The sequence below is a fragment of the Simplicispira psychrophila DSM 11588 genome, from assembly GCF_000688255.1.
Classification (GTDB): Bacteria; Pseudomonadota; Gammaproteobacteria; order Burkholderiales; family Burkholderiaceae_C; genus Simplicispira; species Simplicispira psychrophila.
The window spans coordinates 93,667-108,870 of sequence record NZ_JHYS01000006.1; the positions used below are offsets into that span (position 1 = coordinate 93,667).

Below are 15,204 nucleotides of genomic sequence, written 5' to 3' on the forward strand. Positions count from 1 at the left end.
GAAAAATGTTTAGCTGCCGACCCGAGCGTTATTTGTTAACCAAGAGGCCCCGAAATGTATTCGCCCCCATCATTTGCCGAGACCGAAACGAGTGCACTGCACCACCTGATTCAGACGTGTCCGTTCGGCGCGCTGGTGACCCACTCGCCCCAAGGCTTGAACGCGAACCACATTCCGTTTGAGCTGGATGCACAGCGCGGTGAGTACGGCACGCTGGTGGCGCATATCGCCCGCGCCAATCCGCTGTGGTCTGACCTCTCCCGCGAGGCGGAAGTCATGGTAATTTTTCAGGGCGCGCAGGGCTACATTTCGCCCAATTGGTACCCGAGCAAGCAGGAGACGCACCGCCATGTGCCGACTTGGAACTACGAAGTCGTGCACGCCCATGGCCTGCTGCGGGTGATCGAGGACGAAAAATTCTTGCGCGCCATCGTCGGTCGTCTGACACAGCGCCATGAGGCCACGCAAGCACGCCCTTGGAAAATGGCCGATGCGCCGCGCGACTACCTAGACCAGATGCTGAAGATGATTGTCGGCATCGAGATCGAGGTGACCCGTTTGGAAGGCAAACGCAAACTCGGACAAAACCGCGAGCTGCGTGACCGTGATGGAGCGATTCACGCTCTAAAGGAGCGCGGTGACTTGGCGTTGTCGGCCGCTATGGAACGGGTGAAATATTAAAAATGATAGCTGTTAGTGCACGTATCTAAATGGCTACAGCCATATTTTATTCAAAAATACGCGCCAGCAATGCCCCTTCGGCCGGGGCGCCCAAAGGAATGCGCACGCGCAGCGGACTGCCCAGCGCTTCGGTGACGGGCTGGTTGTCGAGGTTGTGCATCTCGGTCAGGCGCAGCGTGCGGTTGCCGCTGGGGTGGATGACTTCGATCAGGTCTCCGACGGCAAAGCGGTTCTTGGTTTCGACCTCGGCCCAGCCGTTGTCCAGCAGGGTTTTGACTTCGGCGACGAACTGACTGCGCCGCGCGATGGAGCTGCCGGTTTCGTAGTTTTGGTAGTCGTTGGCCGGGCGGCGCTCTAAGAAGCCGGCGGTGTAGCCACGGTTGGACAAGCCTTCCAGCTCGGTGATCAGCTCGGGGTTGAATGGGCGGCCGGCGACCGCGTCGTCGATGGCGCGGCGGTAAACCTGCGCGGTGCGCGAGACGTAGTACGCGCTCTTGGTGCGGCCTTCGATCTTCAGCGAATCGACGCCGATCTCGACCAAGCGCTGCACATGCTCGACCGCGCGCAGATCCTTGCTGTTCATGATGTAGGTGCCGTGCTCATCTTCCATGATGGGCATCAGCTGGCCGGGGCGCTCTTTTTCTTCCAGCAGATAGATGTGGTCGGCTTTGGGGTGGCGCGCGCCGTCACCGCAGGCAGCAAAAGCAGAGTTTTCGTCCTCTTGCGCTTGGTTGAAGTGGAAGTCACCTTCCATGCGCACCGCCATCGCTTCGCCGGTGTTGGGATCGACCGCCGCCTCTTGCGTGGCGTAGTTCCAGCGGCAGGCGTTGGTGCAGGCGCCCTGGTTAGAGTCGCGCCGGTTGAAGTAGCCCGACAGCAGGCAGCGACCCGAGTAGGCAATGCACAGCGCGCCGTGCACGAACACTTCGATCTCCATGTCCGGGCATTCTTGGCGGATCTTGGCGATCTCGTCTAGGCTCAGTTCGCGCGACAAGATGATGCGCTGTACCCCCATCTTTTGCCAGAATTTCACCGCCATAAAGTTGGTGGTGTTGGCCTGTACCGAGAGGTGAATGGCCACCTCGGGCCACTTCTCGCGCACCATCATGATCAGGCCAGGGTCGGCCATGATCAGCGCGTCCGGACGCATGGCAATGATGGGTTCGATGTCACGCAAATAGGTGCGCACCTTGTCGTTGTGCGGCAGCAGGTTGCTGGTCAAAAAGAATTTTTTACCGCGCGCGTGGGCCTCTTGTATGCCTTGTTGGATTTGCTCGACGCGGAATTCGTTGTTGCGCGCGCGCAGCGAGTAGCGCGGCTGGCCGGCGTAGACGGCGTCGGCACCAAAGTCGTAGGCGGCGCGCATCTTGTCGAGTGAGCCGGCGGGCAGCAGCAGTTCGGGGCTTTTGTGTGTCATGGGGGGCTTTGCCAGCGGTCTGGCGGTGCGGGGAAAAGAGGTGGCGGCGCGTCGGAGTGGGTCAGCCGTTGGGTCGGAAGCCGATTTCAATCATTGGTGGCACCCGGCCATCGACGTCGCGCGGCAGGGTGTCGGTTTTTTCCAGGGCGCGCAGCACGGCGTCGTCCCATGCTTTGTTGCCACTGGACTGGATCAGTTTGGTGCCAATAATGGTGCCGTCGGGTGCGGCGCGCACCTGCACCACGGCGTGCGGGTTGCCGCTCACTGCGTCGGGATAGACGATGTTGGGCTTGACCTTGGCCGCCACTTTGCCGCCATAGGCGCCCGATGGGCCGGCGGTCGTTTTGTCTTTGCCAGTAGCGTGTTCGCCACCGGTAGCGTTGGCCAAGCCTTGCATGCGGCGCAGGGCTTCTTCGCGGCGTGCATCGGCGGCTTTGGCGCTGGCTTTTTCTAGCGATTCTTGCTTGCGTTTGGCTTCGGCAGCTTCAGCGGCCTCGGCGGCCTGCTTCTTTTTATTTTCCGCAGCCTGCTGTTTTTTGTCTTCGACCGCTTGTTGCTTTTTCTCTTCAGCGGCCTGTTTTTGTTTTTCCAGTTTCGCCAGACGTTCTTTTTCGCGCTCGGCCTTATCGGCTTTCTCGCGTTCGGCTTTTTGCTGCTCTGCCTTGTCGTGCTGGGCGCGTTTTTCTTTCTCCAGCCGCTCTTTTTTCTCCTGCTCCACGCGCTCTTTCTTTTCTTCTGCCTTGCGCTCTTTCTCGCGTTTTTCACGTTCCAGCTGTTGCTGGTGCTCTTTTTTTTCTTTTTCCAGGCGCTTTTTCTCGCGCTCGATGGCGATATCCGCTTCGCGCGTGTCTGGCTCGGCCTGACGGGGAGGTGGTGGCGGTGGTTTAGGTGCTGGGGGAGCCGGTGCTCGAACGGGCCGTGGTGGCGGTGGCTGCACTGGCTGCGGCTTCACTGGCGGTGGTGGCTTCACTGGCACCGGCGGCACCGGCGCTGGTGGCGGTTGTATGGCAGGTGTCGACGCTGTAGGCGCAGCGGCGCGCGGTGCGGCCTGCTGTGGCACGGCGGCCCACAGTTCGGCTTCGACGGCCGGCGTGTCGCTGCTGCTCTTCCAGTTCACGCCCCAGGTTAGAGCTACGATCAGCAGCACATGCGCCAGCACCGCCAGCACCACCGCGCGCAGGCGTGCCGGCTGCTCGGGTGGAGAAAACTGGTCGCGATCTGGGGGCGTGGTGGTGTGCATGAAGGCGGGCAGGGGTGCAGCGGTTTAACCGCCTTGCTTGACGGACAGGCCGACACGCTGGACGCCGGCTTTTTGCAGGGCGCTCATGGCCTTGACGACGGACTCGTAGGCCACCGATTTTTCAGCGGCAAGGATGACGGCTGCCGTGCCGTCGGGCTGGTTTTTTTGCCAGCGCAGCGCGGCTTCAGCGGCTTCTTTTTCGGAAACAGTGCGGGTGTTGCCATCGGTCTGGATCTGCAACTGCCCATCCTTGCCGACCGTGATGGTGGCGAACTTGGCTGGTTGCTTGCTGGCTTTGCCCACCGAGGGCACATTGATCACTCCGGGGGTCAGCATGGGGGCGGTCACCATGAAGATGATCAGCAGCACCAGCATCACGTCGATGAAGGGCACCATGTTGATTTCGTTGATGGTGCGGCGGCCGCGGCCGCGCGATCCCATGGCAGGCATAGCGTGGTCCTTGGGGTCAGTGGCCGGAGGCCGAGGCGCCGGGCTGGGCGCCCAGGTTGCGCTGCAGGATGTTGGAGAACTCTTCGATGAAAGTCTCCTGGTGGATAGCGACGCGGTCGATGTCGCGGGCAAAGCGGTTGTAGGCGATGACGGCAGGAATGGCCGAGAACAGACCCAGGGCCGTAGCCACCAACGCTTCGGCAATGCCGGGCGCCACAGTGGCCAGAGTGACCTGCTCCATGCCGGCAAAGCCGGTGAAGGCGTGCATGATGCCCCACACCGTGCCAAACAGACCGACGTAGGGCGAAACCGAACCGACCGAAGCGAGGAAGGACAGACTGGATTCGATCACGTCCATCTCGCGCTGAAAGCTGGCGCGCATGGCGCGTCGGGCACCGTCGAGCAAGGTGCCGGGGTCGCTGATACGGCGTTCGCGCAGCTTTTGGTGCTCGCGCATGCCGCTGGCAAAAATGCGTTCCATCGGGCCGCAGTGCTTGGCGTTTTGCGCGGCGCTGGCATACAGGTCGTTCAAGCTGGTGCCCGACCAGAATTCGTGCTCAAAGTCGTCGTTCAGCGACTTCACCTGTTTCAGTGCAAACAGCTTGCGGAAGATCGCTGCCCAGCTGGCGATGGACACGCCCAGCAGCATCAGCATGACGAGTTGCACCACCCAGCTGGCGTGCAGCACCAGGGTCAGAATGGACATGTCTTGGGAGTTCATGAGAGTTTTTCTAGAAGAGAACTTGGAATGCGTGTTGGGGCCAGGGTGGCCGCATCGACCCAGCCGATGCGGATACTGCCTTCGCTGAGCAGGGTGCCCGGTGCGGTAGCAGTGTTTGCTGGCTTGAGGAAGGCTTGCTGGGCGATGGTCAAAGAGGCGCGGCCCGCTTGTTCGAGTTGGGCGGTGACGATGAGTTCATCGTCTAGGCGCGCGGGGCGCAGGTAGCGCAGGCGCGCATCGGTGACGACAAACATGCCACCGGCCTGCTCGCGCAGCGCCTGTTGGCCAATGCCCAGCGAACGCAGCCATTCGCTGCGGGCGCGCTCAAAAAATTTCAGGTAATTGGCATAGAACACGATGCCGCCGGCATCGGTGTCTTCCCAGTAAATACGCAGGGGGAAAGCAAAGGCCATGGGCGTGCGCACGCTTGTCAAGCCAACAATTGGCGCAGCCGGGCGATGGCTTCTTGCAGCTGTTCCATCGAGTTGGCGGTGGAAAAACGCACAAAGTGGCCCGTCTCAAAGCTGCCGAAATCGCGTCCCGGCGTGATGGCGATATGCGCGCGTTGCATCACCGCCAGCGCAAAGTCCCAGCTCCCCTGCACGCCGAGCTTGTCGCACAATTGGCTGCAATCGGCCCAAGCGTAAAAAGCGCCATCGGGCTGCACCGGAATGTCAAAACCCAGCACTTGCAGTGCGGGAATGAAGTAGTCGCGCCGGGCCTTGAATTCAGCACGGCGGCGTTCGTATTCGGCCAGGCTGTCTGGGTCAAAGCAGGCCAGCGCGGCGTGTTGTGACACGGTGCTGGCGCAGATGAACAGGTTTTGCGCCAGGCGCTCGACCACCGGCACCAAGGCTTCGGGCACCACCATCCAGCCCAGGCGCCAGCCGGTCATGTTGAAGTATTTGCTGAAGCTGTTGATGCTGATGATCTGGTCATCGATGGCCAGCGCGGTGTGGCCAAAGGTTTCGTCGTAGCTCAGGCCCAGATAGATTTCATCGATGATGGTCACGCCGCCATGCTCTTGCACCACTTGGTGGATGCGGCGCAGCTCGTCCGGCGCGATGGAGGTGCCGGTCGGATTCGATGGTGAGGCCAGCAACACGCCGCGCGTTTTGTCCGTCCAGGCGGCGCGCACCTTGTCGGCGCTCAGTTGGTAGCGCTCGGCGGCGGTGGTCGGGATCAGCACGGCGGTGCCTTCGGCGGCGCTGACGAAGTGGCGGTTGCACGGGTAGCTCGGGTCGGGCATCAGCACTTCGTCACCCGCGTCGATCAGCGCTAGGCAGGCCAGTTGCAGCGCGGCGGAGGCACCTGCGGTGATGACGATGCGCTGCGCCGGCACCTGCACGCCAAAGCGCTGCGCATACCAGCCGCTGATGCGCTCACGCAGTGCATCCAGGCCGAGCGACGGCGTGTACTGCGTGGCACCGCTGTGCACGGCGCGTGCGGCGGCGTCTTGCACCCGTGGCGGCGCGGTGAAGTCCGGCTCGCCAATGTTCAGGAAAATCATCGGCGTGCTGCCATGCGCCACTTCGCGCGCCAGTTCTTGGGCGGCTTTGGCCACTTCCATGACATAGAACGGTTCAATGCGCTCGGCGCGGCGGGATATTTTCATGCAGTGGTCTGGGCCGCACGCGGCGGCAGAAGGTCAGGGGCGCGCCATGCCATTTGGTTCCAGCACAGCGCAGGGTTTACTTCAGGCGGCGGGGGTGTCCAGCGCGTCCGCCTCGCCTGTGTCGCTGGCTGGGGGAGGCGCTGCACGGCTGGAGGCTGACGGCACGCCCGGCCGGCCTTTGTCGGCCGCTACTTCCGTGGCGCGCAATTGGGGCGCCAGGCCACCCAGCACGGCGTTGACGTATTTGTGGCCGTCGGTGCCGCCAAAGTCCTTGGTCAGTTCGATGCACTCGTTCAGCACCACGCGCCAGGGCACGTCGGGGCAATGCTGAAATTCAAACACGCCCATCCACATGGCGGCGTGCTCCACCGGCGAGATTTCCTCCATCTTGCGGTCGAGCAGCGGTGTGATCAGCGCGTCCATATAAGCGCCGGTTTCGATGCAGCCGTGCAATACGGTGTTGTAGTGCGCCGCATCGGCCTTGTGAAAGCCCGACAGGTCGCGCGTGAAGGCGTCAATGGCCTCGGCGCTGTTGCGACCCACCAGATGCTGATAGAGCGCTTGCAGCACAAATTCGCGGGCGCGGCTGCGGCTGGATTTGGACGCTGTCTTGCGCGCGCCGGCGCTGGCGGGGACGCGGCGCTGGGGGCCGGAGGCCGACGGGGTAGGGGCGGAGGGGGCGTTGTCGCTCACGAAAGTTCTTTCAGCAGGTTGGCCATCTCGACCGCCACATAGGCCGCGTCGCGGCCTTTTTCGGTTTGCCGCTCGACCGCTTGGTCGAGGTCTTCGGTGGTCAGAATGGCATTGGCCACCGGGATGCGGTAGTCCAGCGCAATGCGCGAGACGCCGGCGCCCGATTCATTGGCCACCAATTCAAAGTGGTAGGTTTCGCCGCGAATGATGCAGCCTAGCGCAATCAGCGCATCAAACTCGTCGCGCTCGGCCAGGGCTTGCAGGGCGGTGGGTATTTCCAGTGCGCCGGGCACCACCACATGGGTGATGTGCTCTTCGCGCACGCCCAACTCCAGCAGCTGGCTGCGGCAGGCGTCGGCCAGAGCGTCGGTGATGCTTTCGTTGAAACGCGCCTGCACCAGGCCGATATGCAAGTCGCTGCCATCGCAGCGCTCAGCGCTGCCTTTTTCTGCATCAAACATTTTTATTATTCCTTCGGGATATAGCCAGTGATTTCAAGTCCGTAACCCGCCATGCTGGGCATGCGTCGGGGCTGGCCCATGAGCTGCATTTTTTGCACGCCGCAGTCGCGCAGGATTTGCGCGCCGACGCCGTAGGTGCGCAGATCCATGCGGCCGCGTTCGGGCGCCTGGGCGGCGCGTGCCTTGCCTTCAAATTGTTCTAACAGCTGGGCTGCGCTTTCGCCGCAGTTGAGTAGCACGGCTACGCCGCGCCCTTGCTCGGCGATGTATTGCAGGCTGGTGTCCAGCCCCCAGGAATGCATGGCGCGGTTGACTTCGAGGGCGTCGAGTACCGACAGCGGCTCGTGGACGCGCACCGGAATGGATTCGTCTGCTTGCCATGCGCCCTTGACCAGCGCGATGTGCACGGCTTGGCTAGGGCCGTCGCGGAAAGCATGGGCCATGAATTCGCCAAAAGCCGTGTGCAGCGGGCGCGAGCCGACCTTTTCGACCAGCGATTCGGTGCGGATGCGGTGCTCGATCAGGTCGGCAATGGTGCCAATCTTCAGGCCGTGCTCTGCAGCAAACAGCTGTAAGTCAGGCAGACGGGCCATGGTGCCGTCGTCTTTCATGATCTCGCAGATCACCGAGGCGGGGCTGCAGCCGGCCAGTGCCGACAGGTCGCAGCCCGCTTCGGTGTGGCCGGCGCGCATCAGCACGCCGCCGTCCACGGCTTGCAGGGGAAAAATATGCCCTGGTTGCACCAAGTCGGTAGCTTGGCTGCCTGCCGCCACGGCCGCCTGCACGGTGCGCGCGCGGTCGGCGGCCGAGATGCCGGTGGTTACGCCCTCGGCCGCTTCAATCGAGACGGTGAACGCGGTGCTGTAGACGGTGCCGTTGCGCGCTGCCATCGGCGGCAGCTTTAAAAATTCGCAGCGCTCACGCGTCAGCGTCAGGCAGATCAGGCCACGGCCAAAACGGGCCATGAAGTTGATGGCCTCGGGCGTGACATGGTCGGCGGCCAGTACGAGGTCGCCTTCGTTTTCGCGGTCTTCTTCATCGATGAGGATGACCATGCGCCCGGCGCGCATTTCGGCCACGATGTCTTGCACCGGCGAGATGGGTGCGGGGGTAAGGGGGGAGGTCATGGACGCTTTCTTGGGTAAACCACAGTGGGCCGCAGTGGTGCGCAGCGTGTCATGCAAGCTCCCCGGTGCTGGCGCCAGACGGCAAGACCGGCTGTCGCCAACGCCCCAAAGAACATGCGATGCGGCGCTGCCGCACGGTGAACCGGTGTGCTGCACAGCACGTCGATGCAAAAAGGCACAATTTTAGTGCAGCAGGGCACGGTGTGTATCCAAGGCCCTGCGGCCAGCCACGCTGACGGTGTCAGAGGCGCCCGCTTGAGCCCCGGCGGGCCAGATCTCTCTGGAGGGTATGCAGGGATATGAAATACAGGTCAAAATGGCCTCTAGACCAATGAATATAAGCGCTTTTAGCTATATATTTTAATGTCCTGTGGCGCCAGCGCTGCAGCCGCTGCCAGTCGCGCTATGCTGGCACCAGACGCCCAACTGCGGCCTGGCAGGCCCCCCGAGTACGGGTGCCCTACGAAAGGAAGCCATGCGATTGCTGCTGGTCGAAGACGACACCATGATCGGTGAGACCGTGCAGGACTTGCTGCGCGCCGAGCACTACGCCGTGGACTGGGTGCGCGACGGTGACGCCGCTGATACGGCGCTGCGCACGCAGACCTACGACCTGGTGCTGCTCGATTTGGGGCTGCCCCGGCGCGACGGTCTGGAGGTGCTGCGCGCCTTGCGTGCGCGCAAGAACCGCACGCCGGTGCTGGTGGCGACGGCGCGCGATGGCGTGGCGCAGCGCATCGCCGGGCTGGACGCCGGGGCGGACGATTACGTGCTCAAGCCGTATGACCTGGATGAACTGCTGGCGCGCATCCGCGCCCTGCTGCGCCGCGCCGCCGGGCGCGCCGAGCCGGTGTACGAGCACCGCGGTGTGAGCATTGCACCGGCCACGCGCGAGGCCAGCGTCAATGGCTCGCCGGTGCAGCTGTCGTCACGCGAATGGGCGGTGCTCGAACCTTTGCTGGCACGCCCCGGCAGTGTGCTGTCGCGCGCTCAGCTGGAAGAAAAGCTCTACGGTTGGGGCGAGGAAATCAACAGCAACGCGGTTGAGGTCTATATCCACGGCCTGCGCAAAAAGCTGGGTGCCGAGCTGCTGCTGAACGTGCGCGGTGTCGGCTACATGGTGCCCAGGCAATGACGGCGCGGCGGCCCTGGCTGCCCCGTGCGCCGCGCTCGCTGCGTGTGCGTCTATTGTTGTTTCTGCTGGGTACGGTGCTGCTGTCGGCGCTGTTGCAGGGCGCTCTGGCGTATCGCAGCGCGCTGGCCGAGGCCGATGTGCTGTTTGACTACCAGATGCAGCAAATGGCCTTGGCCCTGCGTGCCGGCCTGCCAGTCAACGCCACCGGGCTGGCTGCCGAAGGGCGCGGCGAAGAGGGGGACCCGGAGTTTGTGGTGCAGGTCTGGAGCAACGAGGGGCTGCGGATTTTTGAATCGGCGTTTGGCACCACGCTGCCGCAGGTGGCGGTGCTGGGTTTTACCAAGGTGCATACGCACGGTCAGGACTACCGCGTTTTCTCCTTGCAGACCCGTGCGCAGGTGATCCAGGTAGCGCAGGCCATGGTGGTGCGCCAAGCCATGGCGCGCACGCTGGCCTGGCGCACCATGGCCCCGGTGGCGCTGATGGTGCCGCTGCTGGTACTGGCGGTGTGGTGGGTGGTCGGGTCTTCGCTGGCGCCGGTCGAACGCGTGCGCCGCCAGCTGGCGCAGCGGCGTGCGCCCGACCTCGGGCCGGTGATGGCAGAAGACCTGCCTGACGAAGTGCAGCCGCTGGTGCAAGAGCTCAATCTGCTGTTCTTGCGCGTGCAGCAGGCCTTTGTGGCACAGCAGAATTTTGTTGCCGACGCCGCACACGAACTGCGTTCGCCGCTGGCGGCGCTCAAGCTGCAAGTGCAAGGCCTGCAGCGCGCCGCCGATGCCGACACGCGCCACGTCGCTGTGGCGCGCCTGTCGGCCGGCATTGACCGCGCCGCCCGTCTGGTCGAACAACTGCTGGAGCTGGCGCGCCACGAAGCCAGTGCGGCGGCGGGCGCGCCGCTGCACGCCGTGCCGCTGTTGGAGGTAGTGCAGTGGGCACTGGCCGATGCGGCGCCGGCCGCCCAGGCGCGCCAGATCGACTTGGGCCTGGGCACGGCAGACGCAGCGAGCGTGCCGGGTCAGCCTGAGGCGCTGCGCATTTTGCTGCGCAACCTGCTGGACAACGCCCTCAAATACACGCCGCCGGGAGGCCGTGTCGATGTGCACCTTGACGCAGCGCCAGACGCGGTGACGCTGGCGGTCGAGGACAGCGGCCCGGGCATTGCGCCCTCAGAGCGCACGCGCGTGCTGGATCGTTTTTACCGCGTGCCCGACGCTCCAGCCGCTGCTGGCAGCGGCCTGGGGCTGGCCATCGTGCGCTCGATTGCGCAGCAGCATGGCGCCGCGTTGTTGCTGGATGCCTCGCCACAGCTGGGCGGCTTGCGCGTGCGCCTGCAGTTTGCGCCGCCCTCGCAGCCGGTACCGGCACTGCCGGCTGCGGGGGCGGCATGACGCGGCTGGCGCTGCTCTCGGGCCTGGGCCATGCACTGCTGGTGGCGGCCAGTTTGCTGGTGTATGTGCTGGCCACGCGCATTGGCCACCAATACCGCCATCCGTCGGCGGCACTGGCCTGGGTGTTGGGCATGGTGGCCTTTCCGTATGTCACGCTGCCGTTGTTTCTGTTCTTTGGCACGCGCAAATACGCCCGTCCGCCGCGCCACCGTTTTGCGTCCGAGCCTTTGTCCGCCGCGGTGCCGACCGGTGCGCCGCCCTGGGCTACGCGCTTGCTTGCCGGCATGGAGTTGGCGCCGGCCGAGCGCAATGGCCCGATCACCTTCCAGGAGGACGGCGTTGCCTCGTTGCAGGCGCTGCTGGATTTGATCGATTCGGCCGAGCACACGCTGGAGTTGGGCACTTTCCTGTATGGCAACGACGCCGTCGGTCGCACCATCACAGCGGCGTTAGTGCGTTGCGTGCAACGCGGTGTCACCACCCGGCTGCTGCTGGATGCGGTGGGCAGCTTCCAGACGCCCCGGCGCCAATTGCACCAGTGGCTGCGCGCGGGGGTGCGGGTGCGCCGCTTCATGCCGCTGCTGCGCAACCCCCTGCGCGGGCGCACCAATCTGCGCAACCACCGCAAGGTGGCGGTGGCCGATGGCGTGCGGCTGTGGAGCGGCGGGCGCAACCTGGCGGTGGAGTATTTCACCGGGGATACGGGCCAGAGCGCCTGGATTGATTTGAGTTTTGTCGTGCATGGACCGCTGGCAGCGCAGGCGCAGGCGCAGTTCCGTGCCGACTGGCACACCGCCGGCGGGCGCCCTTTGCGTTTCAACCGTGTGCCGCTGTTGCCCGATGCTGGCGCACCGGCGCAGGGCGCGCTGGTGCAGTGGGTGCCCAGCGGCCCTGACCATGCCGACGACACGGTGCACGCCTTGCTGATGTCGGGCGCCTACCAGGCGCAGCAGCGCATCCGCGCCGTGACGCCGTACTTTGTCCCGGACGACGCTCTGCTCGACGCCTGGTGTCTGGCGTGTCGGCGCGGTGTGCAGGTCAGCGTGCTGCTGCCAGCACGCTCCAACCACCGCCTGGCCGATTGGGCGCGTGAGCGGGCGCTGCGCCAACTGGTCGCTGCCGGTGTGCAGGTGTGGCTGGCGCCCGGCATGTTGCACGCCAAGGCGGTAGTGATGGACGAGGAGCTGGCGCTGTGCGGCTCACTGAACCTGGATGGACGCAGTCTGTTTTTGAACTACGAATCGATGGCGGCGTTTTATGGCGCCACCGAAGTGCAATGGCTGAGCGATTGGTTTGATCGCCAGATGGCGCAGGCTGTGCCCTATCACGCGCGCCGGCCTTCGTGGCTGCGCGATATTTTTGAAGGCGTGGTGCGGGCGGTGGCGTTTCAGTTGTGACGAGATTTTCCCCGCCGGTGCACCGGCCATAAATAGCAGTGTTTTATGGCTCAAGCCCTTATCCAGTCAGCGCTTACAGCTATAAAAAAGAGCGCCTGGGCGCTCTTGTCAGGGCGGCTGCAGTGCGCTCAGGTGGCCGCTGCGTCGGCCAGGATTTGCAGTGCGTCGCTGACATCGCTGGCGGACACGCCTTCGGTTAGCTGCAGGTGGGCGGCGCTGTCTTGCCATGCCGCCGGTGCGGCTTGTTGCAGTTGGGCAATGGCTTGGCCTGCGGCCTTGGGGGCGTCAAAGCCGGTACTTTGCAGCAGCAGACGGCCTTCGGCTGAGACCAGCTTGAAGTAGAACTTGCCGTCTTGCTCGCGGTACTGCTTGAATGCGGGCAGGGCGGTTTTGCTGGTTTTGGCCGCTTTGGGGGTGGCCACCTGTACCAGACTGCGCAGGCCGACGGCAGTGCGCAACTCGCGCAAAAACGGTGTGGCCAGGGCACGCGCACGCTCGGCGCCGGCCAGCAGGGTCTGCTCGATGTGCGCCGGGTTCTGGATCAGTTCCTGGTATTGCGCACGCATCGGGGCGATCACCCCATCGACACGCTCCAGCAGCAACTGTTTGGCATCGCCCCAGGCCATGCCGTCGGCGTATTGCTGGCGCAGGGCGGCAGTTTCGTCGCTGCTGGCAAAGGCCTGGTAGATCTGGAACAGCGCTGAGCCTTCGGTGTCTTTGGGCTCGCCCGGCGCGCGCGAGTCGGTGACGATGCCGCCAATCAGCTTGCGCAATTGTTCGCGGCTGCTGAACAACGGGATGGTGTTGTCGTAGCTCTTGCTCATCTTGCGCCCGTCTAGGCCGGGCAGCGTGGCCACATGCTCGTCCACCGCCGCTTCGGGCAGCACGAAGTGCTCGCCATACAGGTGGTTGAAGCTGGCGCCCATGTCGCGCGCCATTTCAATGTGCTGGATCTGGTCGCGCCCCACGGGCACTTGGTGCGCCTTGAACAGCAAGATGTCGGCGGCCATCAGTACCGGGTACATGAACAACCCAGCGGTCACGCCGTCGTCGCCATCGCGACCAGCGGCTTGATTTTTGTCTTGCGAGGCCTTGTAGGCGTGCGCGCGGTTGAGCAGGCCCTTGCCGGTGACGCAGGTCAGCAGCCAGGTCAGCTCCGGGATTTCAGGAATGTCGGACTGGCGGTAAAACGCTACCCGCTCCGGGTCCAGACCGGCGGCCAGCCAGCTGGCCGCAATCTCCAGTGTCGAGCGCTGGATGCGCGCCGGGTCTTCGCACTTGATCAGGGCGTGGTAGTCGGCCAGAAAATAAAAACTCTCCACCCCCGGCGTTTGGCTGGCGGCGACAGAGGGGCGAATGGAGCCGACAAAATTGCCCAGATGGGGCGTGCCGGTGGTGGTGATGCCGGTGAGGTAGCGCGTGGTGCTCATGAAAACAGGATCTGAAGGGGTCTGCAAAAAAAATCAGCAAGAACGGCCAGGGGCCAGCGTCAAGCCAGCGTAAAAACTAGCGCAACAAGGTGGCCAGCGGGCTCATCAGCAGGCTCAGTGCGCCGTAGCCCAGCGACATCAGCGGGCGCAGCCACAGTGTGCTGACGACGCCGGCCAGCACCAGCGCCATGACGATGAAAAAGCCCCAGGGCTCGATGCGCGACACCAGTTGTGCCTGCTTCCACGGCAGCAGGCCGACCAGAATACGCCCACCGTCCAGCGGTGGCAGCGGAAACAGGTTGAACGCCCACATCACCAGATTGACCAGCACACCGCCCTGCGCCATCTTGATGAAAAACGGCTCCTGCACGCCCATGCCGATCAGCAACACCAGCATCAGCGCCCAAAAAACAGCCTGGGCAAAGTTCGATGCCGGCCCGGCCAGGGCGACCCAGACCATGTCGCGCTTGGGATTGCGCAGGTTGTCAAAATTGACTGGCACCGGCTTGGCGTAGCCAAACAGAAAGGCGCCCGAAGTGGCGAAGTACAGAATCAGCGGCATCAAGATGGTGCCGACCGGGTCAATGTGCTTGAGCGGGTTGAGGGTGACACGACCGAGCCGGTAGGCCGTGTTGTCGCCATAGTGGCGCGCAGCATAGCCATGGGCGGCTTCATGCACGGTAATGGCAAACAACACCGGCAAGGTGTAGATCAGAACGGTTTGGATGAGATGAGAGATGTCCACCGGCGGCATTGTCGCATTGCCTTTGGCGCTGCGCTGACACTGTCTTCAAACGTGTTTACAGACCCAGCGCCGACAGGCTGCCGCCCCCTTCGCGCAACACCAGCGGATCGCCACCGTTGTCCATGGGCGTCAGATCAATGACAGTGGTGGGTTGGAGCGGGCAGGCGCCGGCATCAAGGATGCCGTCAATCAGGCGTTCGTAGCGGCTGCGGATGTCCTGCGCGTCGTTCAGCGGCTCGGTCTCGCCGGCCGGAATCAGCGTCGTCGCCAGCAGCGGGCCGCCGTGCAGCTCCAGCAGCATTTGCAGACCCTTGCGGTCGGGCACGCGCAGGCCGATGGTTTTGCGCGACGGATGGCTCAGGCGCCGCGGCACTTCCTTGGAGGCTTCCAGAATGAAGGTGTACGGCCCCGGCGTGGCCAGTTTCAGCAGACGAAACTGCCGGTTATCGACACGTGCGTAGTTGGCCAGCTCCGACAGGTCGCGGCACAACAGTGTCAGGTGGTGTTTTTCGTCCACCTGGCGGATGCGGCGCAGCCGGTCCACGGCGGCCTTGTTATCCAACTGGCACACCAGGGCGTAGCTGGAGTCGGTGGGTACGGCCAGGATGGCGCCCTTTTGCAGCAGCGCAGCAGCTTGCTTGAGCAGGCGCGGCTGTGGGTTATCAGGGTAGATTTCAAAAAGCTGTGCCATGGCCTGCAGTCGT

Annotated in this window: 16 protein-coding genes; 4 read left to right on the plus strand and 12 right to left on the minus strand. The window is 63.9% G+C overall.

Annotation, left to right across the window (positions count from 1 at the left end; genetic code table 11):
* Positions 1–54 precede the first annotated feature (54 nt).
* Positions 55–681, plus strand: a complete 627-nt coding sequence (locus Q390_RS0108170) for an FMN-binding negative transcriptional regulator (RefSeq protein ID WP_027995616.1) — start codon at positions 55–57, stop codon at positions 679–681.
* 46 nt (positions 682–727) lie between these two features.
* On the opposite strand, the gene trhP is transcribed toward Q390_RS0108170, so the two are convergent.
* From trhP to ribBA, 9 genes are all read right to left on the minus strand, one after another.
* Positions 728–2,098, minus strand: coding sequence for a prephenate-dependent tRNA uridine(34) hydroxylase TrhP (gene trhP, locus Q390_RS0108175; RefSeq protein WP_027995617.1), 1,371 nt, complete (start codon positions 2,096–2,098; stop codon positions 728–730).
* Between the two features lie 61 nt (positions 2,099–2,159).
* Positions 2,160–3,338, minus strand: a complete 1,179-nt coding sequence (gene tolA, locus Q390_RS0108180; protein WP_027995618.1) for a cell envelope integrity protein TolA — start codon at positions 3,336–3,338, stop codon at positions 2,160–2,162.
* Positions 3,339–3,362: 24 nt separating this feature from the next.
* Entirely contained in the window at positions 3,363–3,788 is a 426-nt protein-coding gene (locus Q390_RS0108185) for an ExbD/TolR family protein (RefSeq protein WP_027995619.1), read from the minus strand.
* Positions 3,789–3,804: 16 nt separating this feature from the next.
* Complete coding sequence (tolQ, locus tag Q390_RS0108190) at positions 3,805–4,509, minus strand: protein TolQ (protein ID WP_027995620.1); 705 nt, start codon at positions 4,507–4,509, stop codon at positions 3,805–3,807.
* Positions 4,506–4,922, minus strand: coding sequence for a YbgC/FadM family acyl-CoA thioesterase (locus Q390_RS0108195; protein ID WP_027995621.1), 417 nt, complete (start codon positions 4,920–4,922; stop codon positions 4,506–4,508). The genes tolQ and Q390_RS0108195 overlap by 4 nt, the downstream gene beginning before the upstream one ends.
* Before the next feature lie 17 nt (positions 4,923–4,939).
* The gene (locus Q390_RS0108200) at positions 4,940–6,124 is read right to left on the minus strand and encodes a pyridoxal phosphate-dependent aminotransferase (protein WP_027995622.1); all 1,185 of its coding nucleotides are present in this window, start codon (positions 6,122–6,124) and stop codon (positions 4,940–4,942) included.
* A gap of 81 nt (positions 6,125–6,205) precedes the next feature.
* Positions 6,206–6,817, minus strand: coding sequence for a transcription antitermination factor NusB (gene nusB / locus Q390_RS17995; RefSeq protein WP_051603131.1), 612 nt, complete (start codon positions 6,815–6,817; stop codon positions 6,206–6,208).
* Positions 6,814–7,278: a 6,7-dimethyl-8-ribityllumazine synthase gene (gene ribH / locus Q390_RS0108210; protein WP_027995623.1), complete on the minus strand. Its 465-nt coding sequence runs from the start codon at positions 7,276–7,278 to the stop codon at positions 6,814–6,816. Before ribH ends, nusB begins: the two co-directional genes overlap by 4 nt.
* Positions 7,279–7,283: 5 nt before the next feature.
* Positions 7,284–8,405, minus strand: coding sequence for a bifunctional 3,4-dihydroxy-2-butanone-4-phosphate synthase/GTP cyclohydrolase II (gene ribBA, locus Q390_RS0108215; RefSeq protein WP_027995624.1), 1,122 nt, complete (start codon positions 8,403–8,405; stop codon positions 7,284–7,286).
* A 475-nt stretch (positions 8,406–8,880) separates the two neighbouring features.
* Here ribBA and Q390_RS0108220 point away from each other — a divergent pair, with 475 nt between their 5' ends.
* Genes Q390_RS0108220 through Q390_RS0108230 form a run of 3 tightly spaced genes read left to right on the plus strand, consistent with a single transcriptional unit; the run spans position 8,881 to position 12,325 of the window.
* The gene (locus Q390_RS0108220) at positions 8,881–9,540 is read left to right on the plus strand and encodes a response regulator transcription factor (RefSeq protein WP_027995625.1); all 660 of its coding nucleotides are present in this window, start codon (positions 8,881–8,883) and stop codon (positions 9,538–9,540) included.
* Positions 9,537–10,928 carry an ATP-binding protein gene (locus Q390_RS0108225; protein WP_037472524.1) on the plus strand — a complete coding sequence of 464 codons (1,392 nt, stop codon included), beginning with the start codon at positions 9,537–9,539 and terminating at the stop codon, positions 10,926–10,928. Before Q390_RS0108220 ends, Q390_RS0108225 begins: the two co-directional genes overlap by 4 nt.
* Positions 10,925–12,325: a phospholipase D-like domain-containing protein gene (locus Q390_RS0108230; RefSeq protein ID WP_027995627.1), complete on the plus strand. Its 1,401-nt coding sequence runs from the start codon at positions 10,925–10,927 to the stop codon at positions 12,323–12,325. Before Q390_RS0108225 ends, Q390_RS0108230 begins: the two co-directional genes overlap by 4 nt.
* Positions 12,326–12,453: 128 nt before the next feature.
* Here the strand turns inward: Q390_RS0108230 and Q390_RS0108235 are convergent, their stop codons facing one another.
* The 3 genes from Q390_RS0108235 to Q390_RS0108245 form a co-directional block, all read right to left on the minus strand.
* Positions 12,454–13,755 (minus strand): tryptophan--tRNA ligase, encoded by a 1,302-nt coding sequence (locus Q390_RS0108235; protein WP_027995628.1) that lies wholly within the window; start codon positions 13,753–13,755, stop codon positions 12,454–12,456.
* A 76-nt stretch (positions 13,756–13,831) separates the two neighbouring features.
* A complete protein-coding gene (locus Q390_RS0108240) occupies positions 13,832–14,500 on the minus strand; it encodes a site-2 protease family protein (protein WP_027995629.1) in 669 nt (222 codons plus the stop codon).
* A gap of 55 nt (positions 14,501–14,555) precedes the next feature.
* On the minus strand, positions 14,556–15,191 hold the full coding sequence (locus Q390_RS0108245) for an L-threonylcarbamoyladenylate synthase (protein WP_027995630.1): 636 nt from the start codon (positions 15,189–15,191) through the stop codon (positions 14,556–14,558).
* Between the last annotated feature and the right edge of the window lie 13 nt (positions 15,192–15,204).